At 37.1% G+C, this 13454-nt stretch carries 17 protein-coding genes; 1 reads left to right on the forward strand and 16 read right to left on the reverse strand.

The window, feature by feature from the left end; all coding sequences use genetic code 11:
* Nucleotides 1-18 precede the first annotated feature (18 nt).
* The 12 genes from AC4BC7_RS03690 to menB form a co-directional block, all read right to left on the reverse strand.
* Entirely contained in the window at nt 19-537 is a 519-nt protein-coding gene (locus AC4BC7_RS03690; protein WP_490503891.1) for a GNAT family N-acetyltransferase, read from the reverse strand.
* The gene (locus tag AC4BC7_RS03695; RefSeq protein ID WP_207940562.1) at nt 534-1064 is read right to left on the reverse strand and encodes a nucleoside/nucleotide kinase family protein; all 531 of its coding nucleotides are present in this window, start codon (nt 1062-1064) and stop codon (nt 534-536) included. Before AC4BC7_RS03695 ends, AC4BC7_RS03690 begins: the two co-directional genes overlap by 4 nt.
* A gap of 100 nt (nt 1065-1164) precedes the next feature.
* Entirely contained in the window at nt 1165-1314 is a 150-nt protein-coding gene (gene rpmG / locus AC4BC7_RS03700) for a 50S ribosomal protein L33 (RefSeq protein ID WP_207940563.1), read from the reverse strand.
* Between the two features lie 56 nt (nt 1315-1370).
* A complete protein-coding gene (locus tag AC4BC7_RS03705) occupies nt 1371-1739 on the reverse strand; it encodes a hypothetical protein (protein WP_207940564.1) in 369 nt (122 codons plus the stop codon).
* 12 nt (nt 1740-1751) lie between these two features.
* The gene (gene rpmF / locus AC4BC7_RS03710; RefSeq protein ID WP_207940565.1) at nt 1752-1919 is read right to left on the reverse strand and encodes a 50S ribosomal protein L32; all 168 of its coding nucleotides are present in this window, start codon (nt 1917-1919) and stop codon (nt 1752-1754) included.
* Between the two features lie 146 nt (nt 1920-2065).
* Nucleotides 2066-2608, reverse strand: a complete 543-nt coding sequence (locus tag AC4BC7_RS03715) for a DUF1697 domain-containing protein (protein WP_207940566.1) — start codon at nt 2606-2608, stop codon at nt 2066-2068.
* A 24-nt stretch (nt 2609-2632) separates the two neighbouring features.
* Nucleotides 2633-3742 carry an o-succinylbenzoate synthase gene (menC, locus tag AC4BC7_RS03720; protein WP_207940567.1) on the reverse strand — a complete coding sequence of 370 codons (1110 nt, stop codon included), beginning with the start codon at nt 3740-3742 and terminating at the stop codon, nt 2633-2635.
* On the reverse strand, nt 3739-4536 hold the full coding sequence (menH, locus tag AC4BC7_RS03725) for a 2-succinyl-6-hydroxy-2,4-cyclohexadiene-1-carboxylate synthase (protein ID WP_207940568.1): 798 nt from the start codon (nt 4534-4536) through the stop codon (nt 3739-3741). Before menH ends, menC begins: the two co-directional genes overlap by 4 nt.
* Complete coding sequence (gene menD / locus AC4BC7_RS03730; protein WP_490503892.1) at nt 4529-6223, reverse strand: 2-succinyl-5-enolpyruvyl-6-hydroxy-3-cyclohexene-1-carboxylic-acid synthase; 1695 nt, start codon at nt 6221-6223, stop codon at nt 4529-4531. Before menD ends, menH begins: the two co-directional genes overlap by 8 nt.
* Nucleotides 6198-7550 carry an isochorismate synthase gene (locus tag AC4BC7_RS03735; protein ID WP_207940570.1) on the reverse strand — a complete coding sequence of 451 codons (1353 nt, stop codon included), beginning with the start codon at nt 7548-7550 and terminating at the stop codon, nt 6198-6200. The genes menD and AC4BC7_RS03735 overlap by 26 nt, the downstream gene beginning before the upstream one ends.
* Nucleotides 7531-8940 carry an o-succinylbenzoate--CoA ligase gene (gene menE / locus AC4BC7_RS03740; protein ID WP_490503893.1) on the reverse strand — a complete coding sequence of 470 codons (1410 nt, stop codon included), beginning with the start codon at nt 8938-8940 and terminating at the stop codon, nt 7531-7533. Before menE ends, AC4BC7_RS03735 begins: the two co-directional genes overlap by 20 nt.
* Entirely contained in the window at nt 8940-9755 is an 816-nt protein-coding gene (gene menB / locus AC4BC7_RS03745; RefSeq protein ID WP_207940572.1) for a 1,4-dihydroxy-2-naphthoyl-CoA synthase, read from the reverse strand. The genes menE and menB overlap by 1 nt, the downstream gene beginning before the upstream one ends.
* Before the next feature lie 140 nt (nt 9756-9895).
* Between menB and AC4BC7_RS03750 the strand changes: the two genes are divergently transcribed.
* The gene (locus tag AC4BC7_RS03750) at nt 9896-10261 is read left to right on the forward strand and encodes a PaaI family thioesterase (RefSeq protein ID WP_207940573.1); all 366 of its coding nucleotides are present in this window, start codon (nt 9896-9898) and stop codon (nt 10259-10261) included.
* A gap of 2 nt (nt 10262-10263) precedes the next feature.
* Here AC4BC7_RS03750 and AC4BC7_RS03755 read toward each other — a convergent pair whose 3' ends face one another.
* The 4 genes from AC4BC7_RS03755 to AC4BC7_RS03770 all read right to left on the reverse strand — a co-directional run bounded on the left by AC4BC7_RS03755 (nt 10264) and on the right by AC4BC7_RS03770 (nt 13393).
* Nucleotides 10264-10854 (reverse strand): histidine phosphatase family protein, encoded by a 591-nt coding sequence (locus AC4BC7_RS03755; protein WP_207940574.1) that lies wholly within the window; start codon nt 10852-10854, stop codon nt 10264-10266.
* Entirely contained in the window at nt 10851-11243 is a 393-nt protein-coding gene (locus AC4BC7_RS03760; RefSeq protein ID WP_207940575.1) for an HIT family protein, read from the reverse strand. Before AC4BC7_RS03760 ends, AC4BC7_RS03755 begins: the two co-directional genes overlap by 4 nt.
* Nucleotides 11244-11396: 153 nt before the next feature.
* Nucleotides 11397-12245 (reverse strand): DegV family protein, encoded by an 849-nt coding sequence (locus AC4BC7_RS03765; protein ID WP_207940576.1) that lies wholly within the window; start codon nt 12243-12245, stop codon nt 11397-11399.
* 80 nt (nt 12246-12325) lie between these two features.
* The gene (locus AC4BC7_RS03770) at nt 12326-13393 is read right to left on the reverse strand and encodes an LCP family protein (protein ID WP_490503894.1); all 1068 of its coding nucleotides are present in this window, start codon (nt 13391-13393) and stop codon (nt 12326-12328) included.
* Nucleotides 13394-13454: the final 61 nt, after the last annotated feature.

The raw sequence follows: 13454 nt of genomic DNA on the forward strand, positions 1-13454 counted from the left end.
ATTATTCTTCATCTGTGTTTAAATTACTATTATGTATAGGGATAACTGTAATAAATACTCATCAAAATAGTTTTGGCCATCAAACAATGCTTTGGGTTCTTTACCATAGACAACAAATCCTAATTTCTCATAAAATTGCTTTGCTCGATTATTTTCAGATACGACACTCAAATTCAATACAATCAGGTCTGGTATTTTTCGGACTTCTGTGATTAAGGTTTCCATAACTATCGTTGCAATTTTCTTTTTACGATATTCAGGTAAACAATACACAGCGACGACATTTCCTTTATGTTTGCTCTTCTCTCTTGTCTCTCTAAAAAAAGCGGCTACACAACTAAGATCGTTATTATCCAAGGCGCCTATCGTAAACTGATTATCAGTGATTTTTAATCGATTAGCGAAAACTTCTTCTTGTAAATCACACTCTTTTTGATAAGCTGATGCAAATGCTTCAGGAACCTCTTTTAAAACTTTTAATCGTAAATCAATAAATTGACTTAAATCATTTAAATCTAATTTCCTTACAGTTATCATGCATTTTCCTCTAAAGATTCTAAGACAATTTGTACATTGTCTTCAATCGAAGCTGTACCCTCTAGGATAATATCTGCTGTTTCAGATACATAAGCTTCATGATTGACAAAAATAGGTCTAGCAAAATTCAAATATGTTGCTGCCCATTCTAAAATCTCTTTCTGCGTTTTAGCCGAAAAATCACGCAAAATTTGTCGAGCAAGAGCAATATCTAAAGGCGTTTGAATGTAAAATGTGGTGTCAATATATGGCGCCAATACTTCATGACGATTACCAAAAGGAAAATCAATTAATACAATTTCTGTTTCATCCGGAATATTAAGAAAATCATCCATCAACTGTTGCAGTTCATATTGATTGATCGCGTCTTCTATCGGTGTATCTAATGGTGGCGCTGAAGGCAATGCATCAATGCTATAATCATCAAATGAAATCACGACACAGTTTTCTATTCTTACAGCTAATTTTTGAATCAAGGTCGTTTTTCCACCACCAGTAATGCTACTAAAAACTAAAACTTTTTTCATTAGTTATCGCTCCTCATTGATGTAATAAAGCGATTATCTCAATAAAAAATATTTTCGTCTACAAAAAGCAGACATATCTGAAAGATACATCTGCTTAGCCTTATTTTGTTTCTCTAAAAAGAGCTTTTCTTCTTAGTTTTGGTGAATATTTTTTTAATTCTAAACGATCTGGTGTATTGCGTTTATTTTTGCTCGTTAGATAAATTCGTTCCTTCGTTTCCACACACTCTAAAATAATATTTTGTCTCATATTTGTCTCTCCTATTTAGGTAAAATGGTTAATAGATATCCAGCCGTATTAGTTGATTATCGATCTGCTAGATATTCTTCTATCTGTATTTTTTCATCGTAATTAACATTCTCAGAAGCTAAAGCTTGTAAGAGTTCTTCTTTCAATGTAATTGGAATCTCCCAAAAGCCATCTACTAATTTAAACAACTCTTGATCGTATTCTTCAAAAATTGGATAGATAGCTAGAAATTCATCAAACGATAAATTTTCTTTTTCATAAAAATCCTTAATCCAACCATTTTCCAATGCGTATTCAGTTGGCAAGCCATTTTCTGTAATGATTCCTTTCTCGACCATCGAACGATACATATCTGCTTTACTGATGTGTTGAGTAGCATGATAAGTCACACTTTGTTCAACGAGTGGCGGATAAACTATTTTCATTTCATTCACCTCTTATTCAATCACTTTTTTCCCTTTATAATATCCTTTTAACGATACCCGATGACTACGACGATAATCGCCTATTGTTTCATCATAAGCAATTTCAGGTTTAGTAACCTTTTGATGTGTACGACGTAATCGTTTCTTTGCTTTGGATGTTTTTCTTGCTGGTACGGCCATTTCATTCACTCCTTTTAATCTGTAAATCGTAATAATTACGATTTAATGTAGTTACTTTATCATTATATAAACAATCTGTCAACAAAAAAATAACATGATTTCTCATTCAAATGAAGAAGAAATCATGTTATTTCATATTACGTATTCTACTTGAAAGTTTCAGCAATCGCTAACACTTTGGATAAAGTATTAAAATTACGCGTCGTCGCTACTAGTTTCCACGACTTTTCTAATGTGATGTTACTCAGTTTACTTCTAGCAGCACTACCTGGAATATACATATAGGCTGTATCTCCAGAAACGATTAAACGTTCCGTCGTTTCTTTAATTTTTTCTTGGACAACCTGTACAGCTTCTTTTGTTGGACTATGACTAAGCATACTGAAAAAAACACGTTTTAATTCATCTTCCGGCTGTTGAAAAGGATTATTTATCAATATTTGTTGAACGGCTTCAGGCGTTCGTACTAGAACACCTAAATCTGGCCCAATATTTGTTAGAATCAGTTGATAAATATGTTTTGCTAATTCATTAGGATTCTTTTCAGACGTAAGAATAATATTTCCCGTGTGCAGGTATGTTCGTGCATTAGGATAGCCATTTTCTTGAAGCAACTCTTGCAATTGTTTCATTGGGACTCTATTTTTACCAGAAGGCATCACACCACGTAAGAATACGAGTTGAATCATCGCTCTCCCCTCTTTTCTCTAAGATTACAATAAGAATTTATTTGAAGAATACGTATAACGTTCGATTGTTGTCCAATCTAATTTTACACCAATCCCCTCGCCTTTGGGAACCTTCAATGTTCCAGCCACGACTTTTGCTGGATTCATAATGATATCCTCATAGTAATACCGATCTGAACCGGAAATATCGCCAGGAAATTGGAAAATTGATTGGCTAGCAAATTGAAGGTTTAACGCCCGTCCAACTCCCGATTCAAACATGCCACCTAGCCACACAATGAGCCCTTTTTCTTTGCAGAAATCAACGATACGTAACGCCTCTGTAATTCCACCCACACGAGGAATTTTTAAATTAATGCTTCGACAACTGCCCAAAGCGTACGCTGTCTGTACATCTTCTAAACTACGAATATTTTCATCCAAGCAAATTGGTGTGTGTAATCTTTTTTGTAATTGCTGATGCATAACAAAATCTCGTTGATGAAAAGGTTGCTCAATCATCGCTAAGTTTAACGTATCTATTCTTTGAAGCAAAGGTAAATCTTCCCAAGAATAAGCTGAATTAGCATCCGCCATCAACAATAACTCAGGAAACTGTTGCCGAATAGCTGTCAATGGTTCGTAATCTTGATTTGGTTTAATTTTTAACTTAATCCGCTGGTACCCTTGTGCCACATAGTCTTGAACGATCTTTAGTAACTGTGAGATAGACGGCTGGATTCCGATGCTTACACCCACTGGAAGGACTTGGCGTGTTTCCTCAAAATAAGTCACCAATGATCGCTTCTGGCGTTTCGCATATAAATCCCATACCGCTGTTTCTAATGCCGATTTAGCCATATAGTTACCTTGAATTCCTTGAAATAATTGCCAAACGTCTTTCGGATGGTAAATGTCAGTCTGTCCTAATAAAGGGAATAAAAAATTGTGAATAACGTGGCGGGAGTTTTCAATAGTCTCTTCAATATAATCAGGTACTTCAAAAGATACCAGTTCACCAATTCCTTGATTGCCAGCTTCATCATATAAAAGATATAAATCAAGGGCTTTCTCCTTTAAAACGCCGTAACTTGTTACAAATGGAGATTTCAATGGTAAGCGTAATTGTACATGTTTCACTTCAACAATCTTCATTTAGCATTCTCCTTTAACCAATCTTCGACAATCTGACAATAGGCTGCAGGTTGTTCAATATGCACACAATGACCAGCACCAGATACTTCCTGAATTTGTATGCTTGGATTTTTTTTGCGCATGTTATATGCAATTTGTTGAAATTTTTGATCCCATTCACCAGTAATTAAAAGCATTGGCGTAGTAGTCTCTAAGTATTGCCAATAGCTCGGCTGTTGGCCGGTCCCCATCATATAGAGACTCATCGCTAAACCATATGCCTGTTGACTCATTCGTTCAGCACGAATCGTGGCTTGAGTAGATGCTGGCAACTGTTTTTGCGAGGCGAATAAGGGCAACTCTTGCCAAAAATCAACAAATTCGATTAGCGATTCTGTTAATAAACGTCGTGCAAGTTTATTATCGCTTGCTATTCGCTGGTTTCTTTCTTCTTGGCTGGCTAATCCTGGAGAAGCACTTTCTAAAACAATCCCTTGAACATTTGTATCTTGCAATCCCCAAGCTAATGCCACACGTCCACCCATCGAATAACCTACTAAATAATAGGTCGAAATATCTAGTTGCTGCACGAGTGATTGCAATTTATTAACGACCTGCTCCATTTGGTACTCATCGGGATGGACAAAGACACTACTGTTGCCATGACCAATCAAATCAATCCCTAAGTAGTTATACTCTGCTGAAAATGTTAAGGATCGAAAGGTATTCGACGTCCCTGTAAAACCGTGTAAACAAATAATTGTCGGTCGGTGCGCTTGATAAGGGGTAAACCATTGATAAAAGTAATTAACCATCTTGCTCACCTAGTGCCGTTTGATACTGCTGACAAATTTGTTGCCATAAATTAACGGGTTCTTTTTGTGTACCACAGACTTCAATAATTTGGAAAATCGGCTGTTGTTGTGCCTCGCTAATTAATTGTTCGAATGCTGCTAATGTTTTAGGTTGATGATAAACCGCCCCATATAATTTTGCTACATGCTGAAAATCCATATTTAGAGGTGTACCAAATAGCGGTTCAAAGTCTTCTGGTTGTAGTTGGTTTTGCGATAAAAATGAAAAAATGCCACCCCCATTATTATTTAACAAAACAATTGTTACAGGGAGTTGGTAGTGTTTCATCATCTGTAAGCCATTCATATCATGGAAGAAAGCTAAATCGCCAATTAATAAAAAGGTAGGTTGAGCTTGATTGGCAGCAATTCCTGCTGTAGTAGAAATTAAACCATCAATTCCGTTGACGCCACGATTTCCATGAATGGTCACATTATTGGCATTCACTGCAGTCAATCGATCGACAAAACGAATCGCATTACTGTTGGCCACAAATAATTGACTGTTTTTTAACTGCTCGACTAACGCCACCGTTGCAGCAGATTCATTGAATTCAGTTAACAGCGCTTGTTTTGTTAAAGTTGTTGTTGCAATGGTTTGTTGCACTTGCCATGAAGTTACCCATTGCGTAGCTATTGGCTGAAATGTCCTCTTCTTTATGCTTGTCAATAGCTCATCAATTGTCGCTTCAATAAAATAATTGGTCGTTTGTAATTGATCTTGCCAAGATAAAGTTTCTTCCACAAAAATTGTTGGTGCCGTTAATTTTTGTAAATACAATAAAACATTTTTGGTTACTGGCAAACGTCCAAAACGCAGAATAACTTCTGGTTCTAACGTTGTTTGACTAAAGATCAAATCCGCTTGTTTCAAATAATACGGTGATGACTGACAAGTTGCTAAATTGGTTAACGGATCACCTACAATGGGCCAATTCAATAAAGCAGCTAATTCTAGATAACGTTTTGCTTCTTGGGTAGTGTGTTGTTCTCCCACAATAATTAACCCTTTTTTAGTGAAAAAAGGCATTAACTCACTTAAATCGACGATACGTTGACTTGGAAGAATCATTGAGTTTAGAAATTCAGGTGCTTTTAGCTTCAAATCAGGTAATAATGGTTCACGTAGTGGTAAGTTTACATGCACAGGACCTTTTGGAGCTTGTTGCGCATGTAAGCTATTGGTTAATCCTTGCCAATGACTATATCGTAACAATTCTTCACTATCTTCTGGAACCGTCATTTCTGTAAATTGTTTTACATGACTAGCATAAAGTTGTTGCTGATCCATTGCTTGAGGTGCACCGACATTTCGTAGTTCTGGTGGCCGATCTGTTGTTAAGACAACTAATGGCAAATTGGTTGCATCTGCTTCACAAATCGCTGGATAATAATTCGCCGCAGCTGTTCCAGAAGTACAAACCAATGCAACAGGTTCTTTAGAAGCTTTGATTAACCCTAAGGCAAAAAAACCAGCTGATCGTTCATCGACATCAATAAAACAAGTTAACTCTGTATCCCGATGCAATAATAATGCTAGTGGGGTCGAACGAGAACCGGGACTAATCACTACTTGTTTAATCCCTGCTGTTTTTAATCCTGCAATAAACGCTAATAAATAGCTAGTCATCGTTTTTTGGTGACTCAATACCTTTCACTCCTCGCAACATCGGTTGGAATTTAATCCGTGTTTCTTTTTCTTCTTCTTCAGGGATGGATTCTCCTACAATACCACAACCTGCATACAACAAACCTTCATCCTGACTAAAAACACCCGAACGAATGCCTACTGCAAATTCGCCAATATCTTCTTTTAAGCTTAACCAACCAATCGGGGCACCGTATAGTCCACGACCAGCTGCTTCATGTTTGGCTAACCACTGCATGGCGGCTTGTCTAGGTTCGCCCCCTAATGCAGGAGTTGGATGTAAGGCTTGAATACACTGTAGCAAATAAACCTCTTTTTTTCGTTTACCAAATAATGGTAAATAAATATGTTGAATATCTCTATTTTTTAACAGTCGGCGAGGGCCTAACGTTAGTTCATCAATAAAAGGAGCTAACTCTTGTTCAATTCGATTGACGACTAAACCATGTTCATGAGAATTCTTTGGATCGGTTAGTAACGATTGTCCCAGTTGCTCATCTTCTGTCTCTGTTGCTCCCCGTCTAATCGAACCCGCTACACTTGCTGTAGCAAAATAATCGGGTGTTCCTTCAATTAATCGTTCAGGCGTTGCACCAATAAACGTTCTTGTAGCCCCTTCTAATAAAAAGACATACGTATTTGGTTGTTGCGATAATAGATTTTTTAAAATAGCTGCTAAATGAAACGTGCCTTGTGTAGTGACCTTCATTTGACGAGACAACACGACTTTTTTTAGTTTGCCTGCATGAATCGCAGAGACACTTTTGTTGACTAAGGCTAACCATTCAGGAACGCCTAATTCCTGCTCTTGAAGTGGTGTTGATATCATTTTAGGAAGTGGTGCTGCTAAGAGGTTTTCAACTTGCTGCTCTAGTTTTGCAAAAGTTTGCGCCACTTCTTTTTGATTGCGAACGGTTAACGTCGCGAATAGCTGTTTTTCTTGTTGGCTAAATAAGATAGTTGGGACTTGAAAAGAGCCTTGTTCTAATTCTTGCCAAAATGGGGCGGATTTTCCATTTAAATCAAATGCAAATCCACCAAATAAAAGCGGTTCTTGATAGACTTCTGTTGGCAAAATCGTACAGTTCTCAAAAAAATTCGTTTGAAACGCACGAATTTCTTCAACTGTTTTACCATATAAAATTTCCAACTGACCTAACCCTAGAAAGACTACTTTTTTATCTGCTGATTGCCAAAAGAAACGTGTTCCTTGATACGCATCACTTTTGGCAAATAAATCTTCTAAAGCAACTGATGCAATCGGATAAGAATAACTAATATATTCTGTTTGAATAGCTGCTAGTTGCTCATGTAAGTTGGTACACAATATAGTTCACTCTTTCTTCTGTTAGAAATTTTCGTTTTAGTGGTTTCCCACTAGCCGTTTTAGGAATGCTCGAAACGATAAAATAAGCTTTTGGATGTTTATATTTTGCTAATCCTGTTAAATAGGAAGGGATAGTCCGTGCTTGTAAGGAATCATTTATCACTAGATAGGCGACAGGGACTTGCCCCCACGTTGGATCTTCTGTTCCAACGACAATCGCTTCTTTGATTTGTGGATGCTGCATCAAAGCGTACTCAATTTCTGCTGGATAAATGTTTTCACCACCAGAGATAATTAATTCACTCATCCGACTGAGCACATATAAATAACCTTCTTCATCCAGATAACCTAAATCACCTGTATGAAACCAGTTCTCCTCATCCATACTTGTATGCTGATTCAAATAAGAGGACACAATACTAGGACCTTTTAATAAAATCTCTCCCTTTTCAATCTTCAATTCGACATTTTTCAAAGGAAGTCCAGCTGAACCAAGCTTTTGGCTCGCTTTTTCAGGAGGTAAGGCGATAACCTGAGAACAAGTTTCTGTCATACCAAACGATTGAATGACTGAAAACCGTTGTGCTTCCGATTGTTGTAATACTTCTTTGGAAATCGGACCTCCACCTAATAAAAAGTGACGAAACGAAGTAGGACATTCAGGTAATAAAGGTAATAGCTCCATCAACATTTTGCTGACTACAGAGGCAATTGTTCCACGCTCTTCACGAATATCATGAACTAATTTTTCAACCTCATATTTTTCATACAAACGTACACTCATCCCTAACACTAACGAACGTAGCAAAACAGATAAACCACTAATATGATATAAGGTTGTAGGACACAGCCAACAATCATTGGCTGCAATCTGCATATTTTCTTGTGTGGCTATTGCGCTTGCGTGATGATGTGCAAAAGTTTGGGGAACTCCTTTTGGTTTGCCTGTTGTTCCTGAAGTATACATGATTGATGCAGTAGCAGTCGCTTGATACCCGTAATCAACGAAATTGTTTGGTTGAACCGATGGAATTTCGTTTGGAAAAGCTAAAGACATCGCAATCGTAAGTGGTTTTTCGCTAATCACCACTTGTGTGTCAGCATCTTGTAATTGAAAGGTAATTTCCTCATCTGTTAAACGAGTATTTAACAATTGAATCTCAATTCCTAATTCCCAAAGTGCTAAAATCGTCAAATACATCTCCTGAGAATTGCTACTAAAAATTGCGACACGTGAGCAATTTTTAGGAAGATGTTGTTGAAAATACTGCGCGTACCCTTGGACGTCTTGATTTAACGCATGAAAAGACCAGCTTTTATCTTTCCAATAAAAAGCTGGTCTTTCTGGATAAAATTGCGCTTGTCGCTGTAACCAACTATTTGGTCTCATTATGGGAATTTAGGGAACTGATCAAAATCAGGTTCACGTTTTTCTTTGAAGGCGTCGCGACCTTCTTTAGCTTCATCCATTGTATAATACAATAATGTTGCATCCCCTGCTAATTGTTGAATACCGGCTAAGCCGTCAGTATCTGCATTCATCGCTGCCTTAATCATACGTAAAGCTAATGGACTCTTCTTCAACATTTCTCCTGCCCATTCCATTGTCACATCTTCTACTTCTTCTAAAGGAACAACAGTGTTAATCCAATTCATTGCTAGGGCTTCTTCTGCCGTATATTGTTTTGTCATAAACCAAACTTCTTTGGCTTTTTTATGTCCAACAACACGTGCCAAATAACCAGAGCCATAACCACCATCGAAACTACCAACATTCGGACCAGTTTGACCAAATTTAGCATTATCTGCGGCGATAGTAATGTCACACACTAATTGAAGGACATTTCCGCCACCAATAGACCAGCCTTTAACCATCGCAATGACCGGTTTAGGAATAACTCGGATTAAACGTTGTAAATCTAAAACGTTGAGACGAGGAACTTGATCTTCGCCAACATAGCCACCATGTCCACGGACTTTTTGGTCACCACCAGAACAAAAGGCTTTATCGCCAGCACCCGTTAAGATAATTACACCAATATCTTGTCGATCACGACTAATGTTAAACGCCTCAATCATTTCCGCTACTGTTTTAGGCGTAAATGCATTGTGTCTTTCTGGACGATTAATTGTTATTTTTGCCACTTTTTCGTATTGTTCAAAAAGAATTTCATCGTATTCTTTAATTGTTTGCCATTCTCTCATGGATTTAATTCCTCCTTTATTGCATCACTTACTCATTATACAGTAAGATAGCAAAAAAAGAGAGAGTTTATGCTTAATAAAAAGCAGCTAGCCAATTTTTTCACTCTGCGCTATACTAAACAAAACGAAGGAGTAAGAGAATGAATTTATTAGAGCATTTAGCAATACACACAGAGCAAGTAACAAAAGAAAAAGTTATTTTATCTTTAGAAGTAGCAGCAATCCATAAACAGCCATTTGGTTATTTGCATGGCGGTGTAAGTGGTGTCTTGATTGAAACTGCTTGTAGTCTGGGTGCTAATCAGCACCTTACAGATGGATTTGCGGTAGGTGTTGATTTACAAATCAGCCATCTTAATACTGTACAGTCAGGCAAGATCCAAGTTATCGCTTCCCCAGAAAAAGTAGGCGGACGTTTACAATTTTGGCACGCAGAGATTTATTTAGCAGAAACATTAATAGCAACCGGTAAATGTACATTAATGGTGAACAAAAAAAACGAGTAACTCTACGAGTTGCTCGTTTTTTGAATGAATTCCCCTACGCGCTCGCCTTCTAAGACAATTGGATAGCAATTGGGGATCTGTAAGCGTAATGTTTCGGCTTCCGTTAAATTCATCAGATGCATCATAATCGTACGGATACAACCTTGATGTGAGAATACAGCCATTTCATCATGCCAATAATCACTAAAAAAAGCATGCATTCGTTGCAGAACATCCGTATAACTTTCGCCTCCTGGTGCTTTCGTGTGAAAACTATGAGTGAAATCTTGTGGTAATGTGGCACAAAAATCAGTTAAGTCAGCTAATGACTGTCCTTCTAGTTCGCCTAACGATCGCTCTTTCAAACGCTCATCAAGCAAGATATCCTTTCTATTTGTTGCTAACTGAGCAGTTTCAAAAGCACGAGATAGCGTAGATGCATAGACCGTTTCAATCGTTCTCAATTCTTGAAATTGTTGTAATTGCAATGCTTGTTGGCGACCCATATCTGTTAAAGGGGTATCGAATTGTCCGGTAAAGACGCGTTTTTGTGGATTCTCACGATTAAATTTATTATAAGTCGATTCGCCATGTCGAATTAAAATTAGTTTCACACTATTCCTCCTAATAAGTTCGTTAATTTTGTCAGTGAAAGTGGCTGCTGTGGTACGTATTGATTATCCCAAAAAGCATCGTTTGGGTAACGCGGGACAACATGGACATGAAAATGAGTCCCCTCATCCATCACTTTTCCGTTATTTTGCAGAATCGATACTCCTTGAATATCAAAATGAGTTTCTAATAATTCTGTTAGTTCTTGTTCTAACTCAATTAATTCATATAAGCTATGTCTCGGAAGACTCCGTAAATTCGTATAATGTTCTTTAGAGATGATTAACAAATGGCCTTGTTGGATAGGATCGATATCGTAGACGACATAAAAGTGAGCGGTGGTTTTTAAGTAATTATGCGAGGAAATCGCATGACAAAATTGACAAAGCATCTGCTACCGCCTCCTGATAAATAGTTGATGCGTTTATTATTCCAAGAAAAAGTCAATTCGTCTAGATTAAAGCTCATCGAATATAAGTTTACATAATTTTATTATGGTTTTCTCAGGCAAAAAAAAACTCGTACCTATGCACGAGTTTTTCAATTATTGCGCAGAAATCGCTAAACCAATTGCTTTTTCTCCTAAATGAGTGCCGATAACTGGTCCGAAATAACCAATTTCAACTGATACATCGGGATAACGTTCTTGTAATTTTTTTTGTTCTTCTAAAGCCATTTCTGGATTATTCGCATGAATAACATATAATTTTAAAGGACGATTGATTTCCTGTTTATGTTGGCCAATTATTTCTTCAGCACGATTGAAAGCCTTCTTACTGGAACGAATTTTTTCAAATAATACAATTTTTCCATTTTCAAAAGTTAATATTGGTTTGATTTTTAGAAGCCCCGCAATAGCTGCTGCCCCATTGGTTAGACGTCCACCACGCACTAAATTATTTAAATCATCAATAATTAAATACGCATAGGTATTGTCACGAATGACATCTAAATGAGTTAAAATAGCTTCTAAACTTTTACCTTGATCGGCTAAGTCAAGAGCTGCTTCCACCATATGGCCCATGGGCATACTCGTAATTTTCGAATCATAAGGGACTATTTTCACACCATCAATGGCCTCTTCAATTGTGTGCAAATTATGAACAAATCCTGAAATACCCGAAGATAAATGAATACTAATAATGGTATCATAACCTTTTGCAGCGATACTTTCATATAGTTCAAGAGCTTCGCCTAATGCCGGTTGTGAAGTTGTTGGAAATTCCTTGCTGTTTTTTAGTAATCCATAATATTCCTCTGCTTCAATATCGATTCCTTCGTTATAAATTTTCCCATCTAAAATAACAGGGATTGGGATAACGAATAAATCAGAATGTTTTTGAATGCGTTCAGGTAAAAATGCCGTACTATCTGTAACAATTGCTAATTTCATTTTCTATCCTCGTTTCAAACAATTTTCAAACGTTAGTACTAATATAGCATAAACCTATCCGTTTTTAAAAGTGCTTCTAATTATTTTGACAGAAACTGTTGAATAGCTTGACGATTCATCTCAGTATCAACGACTAATACACTACCTGCTTCATAGGTTTCACCATAAGACCATGAGCCTTCAACAGGAACACTTAAACGATCGACACCAGCCGCTCCTTTAGCAATCGACAAGGTATTTTTCAATAAAAAGCCCATCGATAAATCTGTTGACGCATATCCCATGACTTTCCCAGCTGCATAAGGCAATTTTAATAAAGAAATAGGATTTTTTAATTGACTAAATACGGCGTTCATCACTTGTTGCTGACGACGAACGCGACCAAAGTCCCCTTCTTCATCCATTCTAAACCGAGCATATTGTAAAAGGGTCAAGCCATCCATTTTTTGTGGACCTTGTTTAATGGCTACTTCTAAATTTTTACTCATGTCTTTTTCGGCATCAATTTTTACACCGCTTGGAAAAAGAGTATCAATCACTTTTTCGAATGTCTGGAAATCAACTGTTGTATAATAGCTAGTTTCAATACCAAAATTTTGTGATAACGTTGTTCGGACTAATTCTGCTCCTCCATAGGCATACGCAGCATTAATTTTATTATCGCCTACACCAGGAATAGTCACAAGAGTATCGCGCATGAAAGAAATAAGTTTAGGTTTCTTGGCAGGTCCATCTAATTGCAAGACCATAATCGTATCAGCACGTGCTGTTTCTCCTTCACGACTGTCATTTCCTATCAATAGAATATTGTGACTCCCGTCTGCTGCGGTCATTCCGTTAAAGGTTTCTGGTTGGACAGAAGCACTATCACTTTTAGCGACTAGTTGCCCGACAAAAAATGAAATACCCGAATACCCAATACATACAATTAAAAAGGTAATCAAACATCGGACAAAGCGATGTTTTTTTTGTTTTTTGGGCTTCTTTTTAAAAAAGCTTGATTTAGGTGGAGGTGCACTAGGTGGTAGCTTATTCCCACTCTCAACGTCCTCCCAATCTTCTTCCCAGTCTGTTTGTTTTTCAATCGTTTTACGAGCAAAAATTTGTTCTGTTGATTTTTGTTTTTTATGACGATCCATTCGACTCATAATTTGTTCCTCCAAAGATATATTCTCTTATAGCATACATGACCCTTACAATAAAGCAAAT

The sequence above is a fragment of the Enterococcus sp. AMC1623 genome, from assembly GCF_058216495.1.

Bases quoted from the DNA above. Each gene is read 5' to 3' on its own strand.
- rpmF (WP_207940565.1), bottom strand. From the start codon at position 1,919: ATGGCCGTACCAGCAAGAAAAACATCCAAAGCAAAGAAACGATTACGT.
- AC4BC7_RS03750 (WP_207940573.1), top strand. From the start codon at position 9,896: ATGAATTTATTAGAGCATTTAGCAATACACACAGAGCAAGTAACAAAA.
- AC4BC7_RS03760 (WP_207940575.1), bottom strand. From the start codon at position 11,243: ATGCTTTGTCAATTTTGTCATGCGATTTCCTCGCATAATTACTTAAAA.
- menC (WP_207940567.1), bottom strand. From the start codon at position 3,742: ATGAAGATTGTTGAAGTGAAACATGTACAATTACGCTTACCATTGAAA.
- menB (WP_207940572.1), bottom strand. From the start codon at position 9,755: ATGAGAGAATGGCAAACAATTAAAGAATACGATGAAATTCTTTTTGAA.
- AC4BC7_RS03690 (WP_490503891.1), bottom strand. From the start codon at position 537: ATGATAACTGTAAGGAAATTAGATTTAAATGATTTAAGTCAATTTATT.
- AC4BC7_RS03715 (WP_207940566.1), bottom strand. From the start codon at position 2,608: ATGATTCAACTCGTATTCTTACGTGGTGTGATGCCTTCTGGTAAAAAT.
- menE (WP_490503893.1), bottom strand. From the start codon at position 8,940: ATGAGACCAAATAGTTGGTTACAGCGACAAGCGCAATTTTATCCAGAA.
- AC4BC7_RS03765 (WP_207940576.1), bottom strand. From the start codon at position 12,245: ATGAAATTAGCAATTGTTACAGATAGTACGGCATTTTTACCTGAACGC.
- AC4BC7_RS03695 (WP_207940562.1), bottom strand. From the start codon at position 1,064: ATGAAAAAAGTTTTAGTTTTTAGTAGCATTACTGGTGGTGGAAAAACG.
- rpmG (WP_207940563.1), bottom strand. From the start codon at position 1,314: ATGAGACAAAATATTATTTTAGAGTGTGTGGAAACGAAGGAACGAATT.
- AC4BC7_RS03770 (WP_490503894.1), bottom strand. From the start codon at position 13,393: ATGAGTCGAATGGATCGTCATAAAAAACAAAAATCAACAGAACAAATT.
- menH (WP_207940568.1), bottom strand. From the start codon at position 4,536: ATGGTTAATTACTTTTATCAATGGTTTACCCCTTATCAAGCGCACCGA.
- AC4BC7_RS03705 (WP_207940564.1), bottom strand. From the start codon at position 1,739: ATGAAAATAGTTTATCCGCCACTCGTTGAACAAAGTGTGACTTATCAT.